This is a genomic window from Acinetobacter sp. RF14B (genome assembly GCF_006864105.1).
Lineage (GTDB): Bacteria > Pseudomonadota > Gammaproteobacteria > Pseudomonadales > Moraxellaceae > Acinetobacter > Acinetobacter lwoffii_C.
The window spans coordinates 13,777-30,808 of the sequence record NZ_SMTB01000025.1 but is presented as its reverse complement, the minus strand read 5'-3'; the positions used below and the strand labels follow the sequence as shown (position 1 = coordinate 30,808).

16 protein-coding genes are annotated in these 17,032 nt (G+C 43.1%); 4 read left to right on the top strand and 12 right to left on the bottom strand.

What is annotated here, in order from left to right:
- Positions 1–1,212, bottom strand: a 1,212-nt coding sequence (locus tag E2K52_RS05790; RefSeq protein WP_151204206.1) for a patatin-like phospholipase family protein, incomplete at its 3' end; no start/stop codon positions are given.
- 188 nt (positions 1,213–1,400) lie between these two features.
- Between E2K52_RS05790 and E2K52_RS05785 the strand changes: the two genes are divergently transcribed.
- Positions 1,401–2,273 carry an ATP-binding protein gene (locus E2K52_RS05785; protein ID WP_151204208.1) on the top strand — a complete coding sequence of 291 codons (873 nt, stop codon included), beginning with the start codon at positions 1,401–1,403 and terminating at the stop codon, positions 2,271–2,273.
- Between the two features lie 75 nt (positions 2,274–2,348).
- Here the strand turns inward: E2K52_RS05785 and E2K52_RS05780 are convergent, their stop codons facing one another.
- Positions 2,349–3,692, bottom strand: a complete 1,344-nt coding sequence (locus E2K52_RS05780; protein ID WP_151204205.1) for an amidase — start codon at positions 3,690–3,692, stop codon at positions 2,349–2,351.
- Positions 3,689–4,984 carry an MFS transporter gene (locus tag E2K52_RS05775; protein WP_151204204.1) on the bottom strand — a complete coding sequence of 432 codons (1,296 nt, stop codon included), beginning with the start codon at positions 4,982–4,984 and terminating at the stop codon, positions 3,689–3,691. The genes E2K52_RS05780 and E2K52_RS05775 overlap by 4 nt, the downstream gene beginning before the upstream one ends.
- Positions 4,985–5,081: 97 nt before the next feature.
- Between E2K52_RS05775 and E2K52_RS05770 the strand changes: the two genes are divergently transcribed.
- Positions 5,082–6,050 carry an Lrp/AsnC family transcriptional regulator gene (locus tag E2K52_RS05770; RefSeq protein ID WP_151204203.1) on the top strand — a complete coding sequence of 323 codons (969 nt, stop codon included), beginning with the start codon at positions 5,082–5,084 and terminating at the stop codon, positions 6,048–6,050.
- Positions 6,051–6,088: 38 nt separating this feature from the next.
- Here the strand turns inward: E2K52_RS05770 and tsaD are convergent, their stop codons facing one another.
- Positions 6,089–7,105, bottom strand: a complete 1,017-nt coding sequence (gene tsaD, locus E2K52_RS05765) for a tRNA (adenosine(37)-N6)-threonylcarbamoyltransferase complex transferase subunit TsaD (RefSeq protein WP_151204202.1) — start codon at positions 7,103–7,105, stop codon at positions 6,089–6,091.
- Positions 7,106–7,251: 146 nt separating this feature from the next.
- Here tsaD and rpsU point away from each other — a divergent pair, with 146 nt between their 5' ends.
- Both rpsU and E2K52_RS05755 read left to right on the top strand, forming a co-directional pair.
- On the top strand, positions 7,252–7,467 hold the full coding sequence (gene rpsU, locus E2K52_RS05760; RefSeq protein ID WP_001136722.1) for a 30S ribosomal protein S21: 216 nt from the start codon (positions 7,252–7,254) through the stop codon (positions 7,465–7,467).
- Positions 7,468–7,500: 33 nt separating this feature from the next.
- Positions 7,501–7,947, top strand: a complete 447-nt coding sequence (locus E2K52_RS05755) for a GatB/YqeY domain-containing protein (protein WP_151204201.1) — start codon at positions 7,501–7,503, stop codon at positions 7,945–7,947.
- An 82-nt stretch (positions 7,948–8,029) separates the two neighbouring features.
- Here E2K52_RS05755 and E2K52_RS05750 read toward each other — a convergent pair whose 3' ends face one another.
- The 8 genes from E2K52_RS05750 to E2K52_RS05715 all read right to left on the bottom strand — a co-directional run bounded on the left by E2K52_RS05750 (position 8,030) and on the right by E2K52_RS05715 (position 17,007).
- A complete protein-coding gene (locus tag E2K52_RS05750) occupies positions 8,030–8,389 on the bottom strand; it encodes a hypothetical protein (RefSeq protein ID WP_151204200.1) in 360 nt (119 codons plus the stop codon).
- Between the two features lie 99 nt (positions 8,390–8,488).
- On the bottom strand, positions 8,489–9,928 hold the full coding sequence (locus E2K52_RS05745) for a M48 family metalloprotease (protein WP_201798510.1): 1,440 nt from the start codon (positions 9,926–9,928) through the stop codon (positions 8,489–8,491).
- Between the two features lie 102 nt (positions 9,929–10,030).
- Positions 10,031–10,996 (bottom strand): 2-hydroxyacid dehydrogenase, encoded by a 966-nt coding sequence (locus E2K52_RS05740; RefSeq protein ID WP_151204198.1) that lies wholly within the window; start codon positions 10,994–10,996, stop codon positions 10,031–10,033.
- 36 nt (positions 10,997–11,032) lie between these two features.
- Positions 11,033–11,680: a hypothetical protein gene (locus tag E2K52_RS05735; RefSeq protein WP_151204197.1), complete on the bottom strand. Its 648-nt coding sequence runs from the start codon at positions 11,678–11,680 to the stop codon at positions 11,033–11,035.
- Between the two features lie 192 nt (positions 11,681–11,872).
- Positions 11,873–13,762 (bottom strand): M48 family metalloprotease, encoded by a 1,890-nt coding sequence (locus E2K52_RS05730; RefSeq protein WP_171478813.1) that lies wholly within the window; start codon positions 13,760–13,762, stop codon positions 11,873–11,875.
- A gap of 99 nt (positions 13,763–13,861) precedes the next feature.
- Positions 13,862–15,397 (bottom strand): amidophosphoribosyltransferase, encoded by a 1,536-nt coding sequence (purF, locus tag E2K52_RS05725; RefSeq protein ID WP_151204195.1) that lies wholly within the window; start codon positions 15,395–15,397, stop codon positions 13,862–13,864.
- Between the two features lie 18 nt (positions 15,398–15,415).
- On the bottom strand, positions 15,416–16,000 hold the full coding sequence (locus E2K52_RS05720; protein WP_151204194.1) for a CvpA family protein: 585 nt from the start codon (positions 15,998–16,000) through the stop codon (positions 15,416–15,418).
- 5 nt (positions 16,001–16,005) lie between these two features.
- Entirely contained in the window at positions 16,006–17,007 is a 1,002-nt protein-coding gene (locus tag E2K52_RS05715) for a quinone-dependent dihydroorotate dehydrogenase (protein ID WP_151204193.1), read from the bottom strand.
- Positions 17,008–17,032: the final 25 nt, after the last annotated feature.

Genomic DNA, 17,032 nt, shown 5'->3' with positions numbered 1-17,032 from the left:
GGCATGCTCACGGGCAAAGTCCATCATGCCTTTGGTAATGACCGCACCTTGACGGCGTACAATACGTTGTGGCCAGCTTAAAGTCCCTTTGCGGAAACGTGCTACATCATCCTGCATAAATGGCACGATATGCGGGTTCACCTGACTGGCGATGGTGTAATTGATATTATAAAGCCGCGCCATTTTCTCTTGCGGAAAATCACTGCGCACACTGCCATCGACCCAGCGCGTGGCTCCCATATACGGGGTATATTGACCATCATAGCGTTTACTGGTCAGACGTACGGGTGGAAACAGAATTGGCACCGCACAAGAGGCCAGCACTGCACTCCAGACCAGCACATCTGGTGAGGTATAGGCATTCATAATCCGGGCCTCCTGCGCAGCATCATAAGGAGCAACCGCGATATTAATATGTAGACCGGAAATTTTTAAGGCTTCTGCAAAAGTGACATCTCCCAGATTCTCAATCAGAAACTTTTTCAGGTATTTGACATCGGCCAGTCCACCATTACCTTTGAGCAGTTCATTCAGCTTACGAAAGTGAAAAGCTTCATGAAAAAAGTTATGTCCCTTCAACAGTTCTACATAAGTGGAAGGTTTGGAGACGCCGAGCATGGCAGTCATAATAGCGCCGGCACTGGAGCCAGACATGACTTTGGGTAGCAAGTCTTGCTCCATTAAAGCCTTACATACACCAGTATGAAATAACCCCAAAGTGGAACCGCCGGAAAACATCAAAGCTGGCTGGCCATAAGCACGCTGACAATGCTCAAAGTATTCGATCTTTTCTTCAAATTTCAAGCACTGACATTCATCTGAGGCGATATAGGCCAGACCCAGACTGACTTCTTCTACATATTCTTCAATAATTCTTTTGGTGCCGACATAAGTCTCGGTAAAAAGCAAAGGATGTGCAATATTGGCAACATCATAGCTCAGCCCTTCACACAGGATATGCATCAGATCCCGGGTACGCTTTTGCTGGCGGTAACGTCTTAATTTCCCTAAGCGATGCGCAATCACTTCAGCATCAAAATACAGCGAGCTATTATCAAACTTCCACTCTTGTGCACCTGATTCCTCATCAATCTTTAGCGCAATATGTTTCCACTCCTCATAAGTCTCAGCAAGCTGTAACTGCTGTTTCAGCTTTTTGATCCGATAGGCCTGATGTGGATTAATATCCTGGGTAAAATCTTTGAATAGCATCTGTCATTTTCCCTATATATTTCTCATTCAGCCCGTAGTCTTAAATATGGAAAATGCCCTTTTCCTCCTTCTAGACTAAAGGAGCAAAACTCTCTGCTTTAAGTAAATTATCACACTTTTCAGACTTTGACTGTGAATTTTACAGTGATAGTATGCTAGACATAATTTTAAATCTGCATTATTTCATCATGGCGAAAATCGACTTACCTGACAATATTTTAAATGCGCTTTCTACTGTACTTTTGCAGCTTCAACATAGCTTGCCTGAGCTGAAGCAGACACCGGATTTTTCTGCGTATGCTTATAAATGGCAAAACGGGGAACTAAAGCCGATTCATCAACTTAAACAGATTGCGCTGGAAGATTTAAAAGGAATCGAGAAACAAAAAGAAAAAGTGATTCAGAACACTTTACAGTTTTTAAAAGACCTGCCTGCCAATGATGTACTGCTGACCGGCTCGCGTGGCACAGGCAAGTCGTCAATTGTCCGTGCCTTGTTGACTGAATACGCAGATCAGGGTTTACGCCTGATTGAAATTGAACGTGATGACCTGTCAGATCTGCCTCAAATTCAGCAACTGATCGCTGGCCGTCCAGAAAAATTTATAGTCTATTGTGATGATCTGGCCTTTAATGCAGAAGATGAAAATTATCGCAGTTTAAAAAGTGTTCTGGATGGCTCATTGCAATCTGGTTCCAACAATTTTGTGATTTATGCGACGAGTAACCGTCGCCATTTATTGCCAGAATTTATGCATGAAAATACGCCGGTCACCAAAGTCGATGTACCGCAATATACAGAGTTACATCCTCAGGAAGCGATCGAAGAAAAAATTTCCTTATCTGATCGTTTCGGATTATGGCTGTCTTTTTACCCGATGGATCAAAACTTATATTTAGAAATTGTTGAACACTATTTGACTAAAGCTTCCATGCCATGGACAAACGAAGCGCGTGCTGAAGCACTGCGTTGGTGCCAGGCACGTGGGCAACGTTCAGGTCGTGCTGCTTATCAGTTTTCGAAGCATTGGATTGGGTCAGAGCAACTTAAAAAAGCTTAAAGTAGAACCATCATGATAAAAAAAGAACCGCAAATGCGGTTCTTTTTTTGAATATAATAAACGAGGCGTTAACTCTTAATCCTGACAAATTGGTGGTAATACAGAACGAATACCTAAACCATTGGCAATTTTCTGCACCGTTTTTACCACATTAACATCATTCGCTTGATATGAAACCAACTGAATACCCATCGGCAATCCGCTATCACTCAGAGCTATAGGGAAAGCATAACTTGGTGCATCTAAATAGTTAAATGGACGTGTATATTCACCCACATGACTAAACTCGGCATCTTCTGAACTTGACACAGCTCCAAGAAATGGGCTCACTGGAAACAACAAACATTGACCATCTAAAGAGGCTTTAAACGATTGCTGAAACTCAGTTCGCTCTGCAATCAATGTCTCATATTTTTGCTGTGAGATGGTCTTACCACGTAGCACACGCTGACGTACCAATTCCCACATTTTTACTTCAGCATTTTCAGCTGTATCACCATGATACAAATAGCTTTCATAGGCAATAATGTCAGATGTTCGATCTGATAGATCATGAAAATCAAAATGTGCAGGTGGTTGCCAGTTTTTAATTTCAATTCCTAAAGCCTCTATGCGTTTTAGCCCTTCGCGCCAAAGCGTTAATACCTCATGCTCAAGCGGATATGGAAATGCAGACTCATCTAAAGCATAAATTACATTTTCACTTGATGTCACTTCAACATTTGTATCCATCAATAAATTAATTAACGCACTAATGTCATCTGCAAAACGCGCAAACGGACCTAAAGTATCTAATGTTTTAGATAATGGCACTGCACCCATGTCAGCAATTTTATGAGCTGAGGGTTTAAATCCAAATATGCCATTCAATGCTGCTGGTGTACGAATTGAACCACCAGTATCACCACCAAATGCTAAAGGACTTAGATTACATGCAACTGCGACTGCTGAACCTGAAGAAGATCCACCTGGCGCGAATTGCTGTTCTGCCCAAGGGTTTTTAGGTGTACCCTGCATTGGATTTTGCCCTGACAAACCAAAGGCCAACTCGGTCATTTTAGTTTTACCTAAAATTACAAAACCTAAATTTTGTAACTGATCAGCCAGTTCGCAGTTTGCTAACGCTTTTTGATCTAGATAAACTGTACCGGCATACGTTATATGACCCGCTACATCCAGATTATCTTTTAGTAAAATTGGAACACCATGAAATGGACTTAAACGTGTTCCTTGCTGAAGCAACTCATCTAAGTACTTAGCATGTTGCAAAGCCTCGGTTTCAAATAGTTCCGAAATGCAATCTAGATGTTTAAATGTCTGGTTTCGATCAATATAAAATTGAACTGTCTCTACTGAAGTTATCTTTTTGCAAGCAATCTGTCGACCTAACTCAAGTGCAGATAAATTCACAATATTCATTTTATATCTTCCAAACCTTTTCCTGCCGTTTCAGGCATCTTAATAAATGTGATTAATGTTAATAAAGCGCCAACCAGTACCATAAAGTAGAAGTAATCTTGTTTACCAATACTTTGTAACCAAGTCAGTACATATGGGGTCGTGCCGCCGAGTAAAGCCACCATCAAATTGTAAGGTGCACCAATACCGACCGCTCTAACTTCTGTCGGAAACTGCTCAGACATGACCGCGGGGCCAATGGCTGTATATAAAGCATATAAAACCAATCCAAAAAGCTCGACCAACAAAATCGATGCAAAAGTCCCATCCATCCACTTAATGATTGGATAAAAGAAAACCAAATATCCCGCAGCAAATACGATCAACTGCGGTTTGCGACCAATTTTGTCTGATAGCCAGCCAAATACAGGCTGACACAGCATGAAAATAATTAAGCCAACAGTATTCGCAGCAAAGGCTGTTTGTGGCTCTGCACCTAAAACTTTAATGGCATAAGTTGGGACATAAACTACAAAAATATAAAATGCAAATGTCGTTAAGATAGAAATACCGACAATACGGAGCGTTTCTTTCGGATGACGTTTAATCAATACAGCCAAAGGATTTTTTACGGATTCTTTTTTATGGGTCATTTCACTATCAGGTACGGATTTACGAATCCACATACCCACCAAGCCGCCAATCGCACCCAAAATAAACGGAATACGCCAACCGTATTCACTCATTTGCGTTTCAGTCAAAGCACTTGTTAAAGCCCAAGCAAGACCTGAGGCCATCAAAATACCAATTGCTGAACTAAAAAACATAAAGCTCGAATAGAATCCACGTTTATGTTTTGGTGCCATCTCTGAAAGATAGGTTGCAGCTGAAGCGAACTCGCCGCCTAACGATAAACCCTGAAGTAATCGTGCCAATACCAAAATAATTGGTGCAAAAATACCAATTGATTCATAGGTTGGTGAAAGACCAATCATCAAAGATCCACCTGCCATCATAATGATGGTGGCGGCCAAAGCGGCTTTTCGACCATAGCGGTCCGAAAAGATGCCCAATACGATTCCACCTAATGGGCGCATGAAGAAACCAACAGCAAAAATTGCGAAGGTCGCCAGCAACGATGCCGTTGGATCATCTGAGGGGAAAAACTGTTTCGCGAAAAATACCGCAAATGTGGCATAAATCGTCCAATCAAACCATTCAATCGCATTTCCTACAGTTCCTGCAAGAATAACTTTCTTTTGTGATACATTTCCTTGAGCGGAAATTGAGTTTTGCATTTTTGACTCATCCATAAGCGTCTCATTTAATATTTAGACATATATACAGGTTGTATTTTATTTTCTAGACTTTAATTAAGACTATAATTAGTTATTAGACAAGTCAATCATCATGAGTGAATCTTTTAGTTTCGACGAAATCGATACCGCATGCATCAAAGCTCTCATCTCTAATCCGAGAGGATCATGGAGAGAACTGAGTCAGATTAGTGATGTTCCGGAAAAAAAGCTGTCTCGGCGTCTGGTTAAATTGCTAAATGACCAAGTTATACGTACTGCGATTGAGTTAAATCCACTGGTTACCAATAAGGGTTACACAGTTCATGTATGGATCAGTGTGAAATTTGGGAAGGAAAAAGAAATTGCACAATTTTTTGCAAACCGCCCAGAAGTGCGTATTGTTTTTCTAACTACAGGACTTGCAGATATTTTCTTAGAGATTGGACTAGAAAAAGCAGCGGATCTCTCCATTTGGATGCATGACTTTGTTACGCAAATTCCAGATATTAAAACTGTAGAAACACAAGCGGTCTTAAAACCCTTTACATGGGCCAGTAAACCTAAAGCATTAGATGGCATCAGCGTTAAAAATGTTAATGTTAGAAACTTGACTGAAACTGAATTAAAGTTAATTCATGCTCTATCTATTGATGGCCGTTCATCTATTAAAAGTTTGGCAGAACAAATTGAGCTCAGTGAACATAAAACTCAGAAATTATTGAGTGACTTATTGGAAGAAGGTATTTTCAACATTCGTGTCGATGTAGAACCTAGTTTGATGGGCTATAAATCCGAAGCAATTATTTTGATTAAAGCTCGTCCAGATTCAGCGAATCATATTGCCAAGACCTTGTCTGAACTCAAATATACACGTTGTCTATTTGGAATTAGTGGTGATTCGCAATTTTTCTGGCATGTACTATGTAATGATTTAAGTGATTTATGGAAATTAATTACTGAAGATCTTGGTAATTTTGAAGGTATTCAATCCTGTAATACCAACATGGTGACTTTAGCTTTAAAGCGTGCAGGATTTATGCGAAAAATCAGCAGTGCACAGTTATTTTCAAATTTGGAATAAAAAAAGAACCGCAAATGCGGTTCTTTTTTAAACGATTGTCACGCTTCGTTTGGATTACTCAATTCCGTCATCGGCCAACGCGGTGTGGTAGTAACCGCCAGACCATCTTGCTGCCCGGCTTTTAAACGCTGGTAACCTGCAAACGCAATCATTGCACCATTATCGGTACACAGTGCAGGTTCAGCATAGTATACAGAGGCTCTGATCTTGGTTAAATCCACTTCCAATCGCTCACGCAAACGCTTGTTGGCACTTACTCCACCGGCAATCACCAGACGTTTTAAGCCAGTCTGTTTCAATGCCTTGACAGATTTTTTTACCAAAGTATCCACAATGGCTTCCTGGAAGCTGGCAGCAATATCGGCATCCCGGTTTTCATCCCCCAGCTTTTTCATTTGTACAGACACCGCAGTTTTTAAGCCGCTAAATGAAAACTCCAAACCTTGATGCAGCATTGGACGCGGGAAAGCAAAAGCGTTTGGATCACCCTGCTCGGCCAGTTTTGAAATATTCGGCCCCCCCGGATATGGCAGGCCCATCATTTTGGCGACTTTATCGAAAGCTTCACCAGCCGCATCATCAATCGACTCGCCCAGCAGTTCATACTGGCCAATACCATAAGCAGCCATCAACTGTGAATGACCACCCGAAACCAGAAGCGCAACAAATGGAAATTCTGGCGGCGTTTTTGAAAGTAAAGGGGCCAGCATATGACCTTCCATATGATGCACACCAATTGCCGGCTTGTTGAGGGCAAATGCCAAGGTACGACCAAAAAGTGCACCGGTCATCAGTGCGCCCATCAGACCCGGACCACGAGTATAAGCCACTGCATCAATTTCAGATTTTTTTACGCCGCTTTGTTCGAGCAGTTCATTCATTAAGGGAATGAGCTTGCGCACATGGTCACGTGAAGCCAGTTCTGGCACCACCCCGCCATACTCTGCATGCAGTTTAATCTGACTGTACAACACCTGTCCGCGCAACCCCAGCTCGCTATCATACAGTGCCAGTCCTGTTTCATCACACGACGTTTCCAAGCCCAAAACGATCATTAAACTGCCTATAACCTGTATCAAATCTATTGCAGCAACTATTATAGACTTGTGGTATGAGATGTAAATGAGTAAAATACTGACCTTCACTTGTGATCAAGGGCAATTCGGCCCTGATCTTATCCATAACTTAATGAGGATTCTTCATGCCACAAGTTAAATTGAAAGAAGGCGAACCAGTAGACGTAGCTATCCGTCGTTTCAAACGTTCATGTGAAAAAGCGGGTGTTTTAGCTGACGTACGTAAGCGCGAATTCTACGAGAAACCAACTCAAGAACGTAAGCGCAAAAAAGCTGCTGCTGTTAAACGCTACCAAAAGAAATTGGCGCGTGAATCAGTACGTACAACTCGCCTTTACTAAGATTAATTTGTGATTGACCGCTTGGAATAAATAATGACTATTTTAAAAAACCAGATTACTGACATTTTGAAAGCCACCATGCGTGCTAAAGAAATGGACAAGTTAACGGTCATTCGTAGTCTCCAAGCCGCAATTAAGCAAATCGAAGTCGATGAGCGTAAAGAACTTGACGACGCTCAAGTTCTTGCGGTCATTGAAAAACAAATTAAACAACGTAAAGAATCGATCAAAGCCTTTACAGGTGCTGGTCGAGAAGATTTAGCTAGTAAGGAACAAGCCGAAGTTGAGGTTCTCTCTCAATTTCTACCAGAAGCTATGACTGAGGAAGAACTTGATTCCGTGATTGCGCAAACGATTGCAGCGCAACAAGCTACTAGCATGAAAGATATGGGTAAGGTGATGAATTCTCTGCGTCCGCTCATAGCCGGGCGCGCCGATCCTGCACAGGTTTCAGCCAAAATCAAAGCCAAGCTTGCTTAATCCCCTATTTAATTCAGCCCCAAATCCGTGCTGAACTGCCTCACTTTTTAGACAGTTCTCGTCATATTCTTATTTTCTGTTTTTATTGCAAATTACAATTCACATGATGACGTTTTAGCAACTGCATCTCTTTAGAAGATTTGACCTGCAATATTACCTCCTGTTTGCCTACATTTTGAAACTGACGATCCAGATAGGCCCGGTTCTGATCTGCTGCCTGATATAAACGGTCAACATAACGCTGCACAATAGCGCAAAACTGCTGCTGCTGCGACGCCGTAAAACCCTGCTGCTGTGGATTTAACGCTTTTAAAAACTGACGTGATTCTTTTTGATAATCAGTATTAATCTGCTCAACCGCTTCTACATATTCGACTGCACTTGCAGCAAAACCATTCACACCACACCCCAATAGCAATACCGCTAATAATATTTTTTTCATACAATGATTTAAATAAACAATTCTCTTTGGCCCGATTGTAGCGTGATTTACCCGGATTGGGATACATCTTCTACCCACAAAATCCGCATAAAACTATTTTCAGATTTTATCTTGTCGTTCCCGCTGCATCTGCTTTAAACGCTGATTAATGGTAGCCGATAAAGACTGATTACTTTTACTGACCCGCTGTGCATGTAATAAAGATTTAATCGCTGTTTCCTCATGACCTGACCAGTATTCCACTTCAGCCCGATAGCGCAGAACAGTCGCGGCTTTAATCTCGGAGGCGGACTGAGCATTTGCAGCCATTTGCATAAGACGCCAACCACTGACATCTCGCGGATTCGCATTTAAAAAGCGCTGTACAATAGTTCTAGCATGATCAGGCTGTTTGGCACGAATCAGCGCCTCAGCATGCTTATAATTCAATGCCCGGTTTTCCGGCATAATGCGTGCTGCTGAACTCACACTTTTTAAAGCCTCATTAACATGATTTTGGCCCAGATAAACATCCGTCTGACTTAATATCCATAAAGGATGCTTCTGGTGCTTCTGACTCACCTGATCAAGCACAGCCTGTGCAGCCTGAAAGTCGCCCTGTTGCAGATGATACGTCGCCAAGGCCAATTGACCAGCAAAACTGCGCCCTGCCAGCAAACTTAACTGCTTTTCACTGGCCTGACGGGACACTACCCGGCTATACCATTTGATAATTTCAAAATCCTGATCATTCAGCTTCGGTTTGACTGCCGGAAGCTGGCCAGCACGTAGTCGCGCTTCGCTCATCCTTTCGGTCGTCAAAGGGTGAGTAAGCCAGAAATCCGGTAAAAAACTTAAACGGCTGGTAGATCGATGCATGACCTCGAAAAAATCTGCCATGCTATGCGGATTATAACCCGATGCGTACATGTACTGCATACCAATGCGATCCGCTTCACGTTCCTGATTACGGCTATAAGTGAGCTGCTGATCAAGTAAAGCTGCCTGAGAGCCCATCATGACCGCAGCACCTGCATCACCATCTGCCTGCGAGGCCACCAAGGCTCCCACCAGAATTCCTGCCAAAGCCAATAAGCCTTGCCCCTTAAAGGCCTCTTGGGAACGGCTATAATGGCGCTGGGAAACGTGAGCAATTTCATGCGCCATCACCCCAGCCACTTCATCCATATTACGCGCAGAATTAATCAGACCTGCATTTAAAGCAAACAAGCCACCTGGCACGGCAAAGGCATTAATTTGTGGATCATTAATAACTAGCAGGCCAATCGGCTGGGATAACTGGGTTTGACTGAGAATATGGGAAAACACTGAGAGGAGCTGATCTTCAAGCCAGGGATCCTGCATCACTGGCATCTGCCTATGTACTTCGCGGTAGACTTTTTCACCGATCATTTTTTCTTTTTGCTGATCCAGCAAGCCTATACCAGCCCCAATATCGGGCACAGTAAATGGTGCTGTCGGTCGATCAAAATAAGTGCTGTCGGTATGTCCTACGGACATACATATACTTAAACTACAAGCCAGTAGCAAACGTTTCAATGAAAATTCTCTGAGCCTAATGTTTCCAACTCCCACGAATATAGCATTGAAGCTTGAGCATAGATGCAAGAAAATGTTATTTAATATTAACTTCGTATAAATCTAAAACTGTGGATTAACCACATAGCGTGGCACTTTCCCTTCCAGTGCATCCACCAGATTCTGATAGGCCAGTTCTGACATTTTCTTCCGTGTCGCTGCTGTCGCCGAACCCACATGAGGCAAAGTGACTACATTCTCCAGCTTAAACAGCTCCGACTCTTTTAAAGGTTCTTTCTGATAAACATCTAGCCCTGCTGCAAATATCTGCCTGGATTTTAGGGCATCAATCAAGGCCTGCTCATCAATTACTGAACCACGAGCAATATTCACCAGCACAGCATGAGGCTGCATTTGGGCCAGTTCTGCTGCGGCTATCAGGGATTTTGATTCTGCATTTAAATCTACCGCAACCACCACAAAATCCGAACGCTGTAAAAGCTGGCTTAAAGTACAATATTCTGCACGAAGGCTTTGGGCCAACTCCGGTTTTTCACGGCGGTTATGGTAAAGAATATTCATATTAAAACCATAGAAACCACGGCGTGCGATTGCAGCACCAATATGACCAAGGCCAATAATCCCAAGCGTTTTTCCAAAAACATCTACACCAAATTGTGCTTCGCCTACAGTACGCTGCCATTGCCCCTGTTTGGTCCATTGGTCCAGATAAGGAACTTTTCGGGCAGCGGACATCAATAAGCAAAAAGCCAGGTCAGCCGTAGTTTCAGTCAATACATGTGGCGTATGTGCAAGATAAATCTGCTTTTCATTTAAATAATCCAGCTCATAGTTATCATAACCCACACTGACACTGGAAATAATTTTTAATCGGTTTGCAGTGGCCAGATTATGACGATTCAACCACCGTCCTGCACCGAGCATGCCCTCTGCATCCCGCACATGCGTCAAGAGCTGTTCATTGACATCACCCAACTTTGGCTGTAAACAGACCACCTGATAATGCTGTTCGAGTTTTTCCTGAATGTCTGGATCAATCTGACTGAATACTACAACTTTCTGTTTCATACTTCTTATTCCAATTCCTTTTGGTCTTAACGGATATTAATCCACACTATCCGGTTTATTTTGCATAAATTGCCATAAACGTTTTTTCAGAATGGGTTGTTCCAGCATCTCCTGCAAGGAAGCCAGCTGAATCATTTTTACGGGATGGACATAGGGAACAGAGCCCAGAAAAATTATATTTTTCTCCATACTCATCATATCCAGAAAGCCCTGAATATAAGACTCTACCCCACGGCCGTCCTGCATATTCGCCCATGGAAATGGCCAGTTTAACTCATAAAATTCACCTTGCAGGGCGCGCTGGATATTACTCCACAAATGCTGGGTCTCTTCTGTCATCTCTGTGGCATTCATCACAATGACACAATGCGGCAAATTAAGGGCCTGTAAACTGAATGGCGGAATATGCTGTATTTGCCGCTCTTCCTGAACTGGAGCAGCGGTTACTGAAGCTTCAACAACTTCCTTTACTTCATCAAGCTCAACGATGCGAACTGGTACAGGTACAATTTCTTGTGGCAGCGGCTCATGACGCGCAGTTTGCGGTAAAATAATCTCGCTATGAAGCTCAGGAGTTGCCTGATCCCGCCAGATGGAACCCTGATGCTGCTGGCATGCCTCATCCCTAGGAATCCATATATCAATTCCCAATGCTGCCAGTATCCCACGCTGATGCCTTATCATTTTTTCATCATCACCCATTTCAGGCCAAACATTTTAGCCGGATTCGCCTTACTCTGCCGAACTTTTTCCAGTTTTAGGGTTCTATCTTGCCTGTTTTCCACACTGTTATGTCTATAACATCAGACCTGAAATTTGAATGCCTATCTTAGCATGAAGATGGGCCCACTTCGTCTCAGCGACCTAAAGAGAAACCTAGACAATCATCAGGCTATTTTTTTTCAGCATTTGCTCAATGATCTCATCCGTTTCAAACCCTAAACGCCAGTATAGCAATTCCATCACATCCAGCTCATCCTGAGTCACAATCCGGTCGCTCCACAAACAGGCTTCCGCAATCCCCAATATGCTTAAACGATCACGCAACAATAACCCGGCAATATCATTCAAAATTTCAGCCAGATCAATTGGTTCATCAGAAATTTCAGCATACATCTCCTGCTCTTTTAAGGTCAAAATACGGTTTAAAATCCGCTCCCGAACTTCGAGCTGGTTCCCGCTGTTAATTTGCTGGACATGCAGTAAAGCATCAATCAGGCGCACAATCTGGGACTTAACCTCTTCCAGTGAAGTGGGCGTATGTACAGGCAACAAATTCAATTCATGCTTGACTCGCTCCAGCAGCAAAGCATCCAGCAAGCCAATTTCTCCATCTTCCTGAATAATCCGTGCCAGCTTCATCAGAAACTGCCGGGCAACAGTAATCGGCATGCCACCAATATTTCTGCAAGCCTGTAAAAAGATGGGAGTATGAACACGACCATCCAGGTTCAACAATGAGTCCACAATCGCACGGCTGACCTCGGCTTCAGTCGGTATAAATTCACGATATTGCCGGATCATTAAAATAGCAACCATGACTTCACGAGAACCCGTCGAAGTCTGCAAAGCCCGTTCAATCAGATCCGGACGTGGCATATTGGTGCGAAATTCCGGATTCAGCGGCTTGATCGCATCTTTAATCGCAAAGCTAATGGGTGACAGGCGCAGCAAGGGTAACGGCTGTGGCGAGCTCCAGGTGGTTGTGCTTTGAGGCACCACATCCTCTAAAGAGCGGAACAGGCTAAATAAGGGCTGATTTTTCAACTTTTTCAGATTTTCGAGTTGCAGTTCCTGAATCAGCCCAGGATTTAACTCATAAATACGCTGATTAATATCTGGATGAATATTCAACCAGTTCTGCTGGCTCAGGGAGTTGGCAAAACACATATGTGAAATTGATTCAGCATATTCACTATAGATTTGCGAACCGGAATGATGCACATAAATCCTTAATAAGGTCTGAATGTTGGCATCATTTTGAATCAGGCGTCTGGTTTTCTGGTCATTCTTGAAGGTTCGCCCGCTCAGCGATATATATTTGATAAAACGAGAAATGAGTACCCCTAAACTGCCAACCAGCCAGATGACTGCACCCAACGCCACATATAGTGTTTCAAACCGGTTTTCACGCGGAATACCATGACGGTAAAATCCAGACTTGGCCAACTTACTGCCCCACTGGCTAAAAGTCACCAGACTGCTATACAAGATTTTTAGCCGGGTATTTTCAGCAGCCTCACCAGACAGAATTTTATTAAATTCATGGCTTAGCAGACCATACAATTCCATTTCATCTAGCGTCTGTAGAGCGCCCCAAGTCAGAATAATTGCGGTATCTGCCGGGCCGAAGCCTGCTGTCAGGGCATTAACTCCGACTTCATCGGGTAGTACATAAACCGCTGGAGCCTCAATCAAAAAAGTTTCCGCAAGCTGTTCGGTAATCCGTAATGCCGCGCTTTCTTCAGGAATACTTTCTATCTGGCTCAGCCGGCGTGCGCCCATTTGCTTGGCAAGCGAATAGCCGCCGGCACGGAGTACATAAAATTCATGTGATACCGAAACTGCCATTAAAAACAGGACAAACGCAATCAGATAAGGACTGAAGCTATGCCAAACTAAAGACTGGGTGGGATCAATATAGAAGGCAAATAAGCCGGCAATTATATTTATAATAAATATTGTTAATAATACTGCAATCAGGCAAAAGCTCGCTGGCAGCCACATATTTTTATTCTTTATAAACGTATAGCTTACGCCTCTCAATGTACCACCCTAAGTCACATGATCTGCAATGCGCTCATCATAAAACAAAAAAGCGGGAAGTTCCCGCTTTTTCATTATGATTTTTATCGCTTTAATCACTTAGGATTCACGTACACCCGTCAGGTCGACTGAAGCTGCATCAATATTAACATCGATATAGTTTTCACCTTTTTTGGCACTTTCCTTACGTTTTTTCTGTAAGTTATCGAGATATTCTCTATCAATACCACCTGTGACATAGATACCATCAAATACCGAACAATCAAACTCACGTAATTTCGGCACTTTGGTCGTACGTACTGCTTCTTTCAGGTCTTCCAGATCCTGAAACACCAGACGGTCTGCACCAATAATCTCGCGGATTTCTTCTACACTACGTTCAGAAGCAATCAGTTCTGATTTTGCCGGCATATCAATACCATAGACGTTTGGATATTTCACCATAGGTGCAGCTGAAGCAAAGAAAACTTTTTTTGCCCCTGCATCACGCGCCATCTGGATAATTTCATTACAGGTGGTACCGCGTACAATCGAATCATCAACCAGTAAAACATTTTTACCCTGAAATTCCAGCTCAACCGGGTTAAGTTTCTGGCGGACCGATTTTTTACGCTGTTGCTGACCAGGCATAATGAAAGTACGGCCGATATAGCGGTTTTTCATAAAGCCTTCACGGAATTTCACGCCCAGCGTATTCGCCAGCTCTAGCGCTGAAGTCCGTGATGTATCCGGAATCGGGATGACCACATCAATATCATGCTCCTCACTCCATTCACGCAAGATTTTATGAGCCAGTTTCTCACCCATTTTCAGACGGGCTTTATACACTGAAATACCATCAATGATTGCATCCGGGCGGGCAAAGTACACATATTCAAAAATACATGGACGATATGCCGGCTTGCTCGCACATTGCTGGGTAAAGAAATTACCCTGGAGGTCAATAAATATTGCTTCCCCCGGCTCAATATCACGTTCAACCTTAAAGCCCAGCGCTGTAATCGCAACCGACTCAGAAGCAATGATATATTCCATGCCTTCTTCAGTCTGACGTGAACCATAGATCAATGGACGGATACCGTTCGGATCACGGAACCCCACCAGACCTTGGCCAGTAATCATGGCAACTACTCCATAAGCACCTTTACAACGCTCATGAACACGCGTTACCGCATGAAATACATCTTCTGAAGTCGGCATCAGTTTGCCGCGTTTTTGCAGTTCATGTGCAAAAACGTTAAGTAAAACTTCCGAGTCTGAATCGGTATTCATATGACGCAAATCTGTTTTAAACAGATCTTCATGAATTTCAGCCGAATTGGTCAGGTTACCGTTATGTGCCAAGGTAATCCCGTATGGCGAGTTCACATAAAATGGCTGCGCTTCAGCACTACTTGAAGAACCCGCAGTGGGATAACGCACATGACCAATGCCATAGTTTCCTCTTAAGGCACGCATATGACGGGTATGAAATACGTCACGCACCATACCATTATCTTTGCGCAGGAACAGGCGTCCTTCATCGCATGTCACGATCCCAGCAGCATCTTGTCCACGATGTTGTAACATCGTTAATGCATCAAACAACATTTGGTTAACGGGCGTTTTACCAGCTATACCAACTACTCCACACATAGCAACCTCGCAGACAAGCTAGGGATTAATAAAAGGATTATTCGTAGATGCATCTGAAATTCCGTCTTTAGAAGATTCAGATGAAGAATCTGAAAGTCTCGGTGTACCTTCAGATTTGATGTGCTTTAAGGCACCGTTTGCAGCGTCTTTCGACAGCTCGGTTGCCCAAGGTGCATACGGAATTAAAGCCTGAATGAGCTTGGACTGTTTCCAGTGTGGGGAACTTTCTACCCATGGACCAATTCCCTGAAGTGTGATCAGGACAATCAGCAACCCTTTCAGGCTTCCAAAAACACCGCCTGCAAGACGATTGAGCGGGCCAAGTTTAAGTGTTTTTAAAATACGGTTCAGAAGAAAGGTGACGATCCAGGTCAAAACAACAATAATCAGTACAATAAAAGCAAAGGCCGCAATCTTCTGTACCACTGGATCAGTACTGAGAGCCACCATGGAAGGCGCAAGTAGTGTTGAATATTTCGCCGCAACAATTAAGGCGAAAATCCATCCCACCAAGTTCGCAAAGGCTTTGATAAATCCTTGACGCAAACCGTTTAACCCTCCAATAAGCAGGATAATCAGTATAAAGATGTCAATGGCATTCATAAGTTTTAAAGTGCGTCTACACAGTCTTTGACAAGTTTTGGTCCAGTATAGATAAGACCACTATAAACCTGTACCAAGCTGGCTCCTGCCTGCTTTTTGGCAACAGCATCTGCACCTGAAAGAATACCACCCACACCAATTAATGGAATTTGTCCTTTCAAAATCCCTGCAAACGCAGCGAGGCATGCCGTACTTTTCTCAAAGACCGGTGCACCCGATAAACCACCTGCTTCTTCCGCATACGCCAGACCTTCAACGCCTTCACGCGACAATGTGGTATTGGTCACGATCAGACCATCAATTTTATATTGCAATAACTGCTTGGCAATAAAGGCAATATCTTCTGATTCCAGATCCGGAGCTACTTTCAATACTAACGGCACATAGTGCTGATGTTCCTGCGCCAATTCCAGTTGACGATTTTTCAGCGTTTCTAACAATTCAGTCAACGCATCGCCGCTTTGCAAGCTACGCAGGTTCTTGGTATTTGGAGAAGAGATATTTACAGTAATGTAGGAAGCATAATTATAGACTTTTTCTAAACAAATGAGATAGTCATCTACAGCTTTTTCTACCGGTGTATCGGCATTTTTACCGATATTAATACCCAAAACACCTTTAAATTTTGCCGCTTTAACATTTTCAACTAACTTGTCTACCCCATCGTTATTAAAACCCATCCGGTTAATAATTGCCTTGGCTTGTGGCAGACGGAATAAACGCGGGTGTGGATTACCAGCTTGCGGTCGTGGGGTAATCGTCCCAATTTCAATAAAACCAAAACCCTGGCTAGCCAGAGCATCAATATAGGCACCATTTTTATCCAGACCGGCAGCAAGACCGACCGGATTCGGAAATTCAATTCCCATACAGCTGACAGGTTTTGCAGCTACACGTTGATGCACCAAGCCCATTTTATGGGTTGATTGTAATAATGATAGTGTTAGCTCATGTGCACGCTCTGGTGCTAAAGAAAACAACAAAGGGCGGGCTAGAGAGTACAACATATCTAGAAAAGTCTGCTACTTTTTA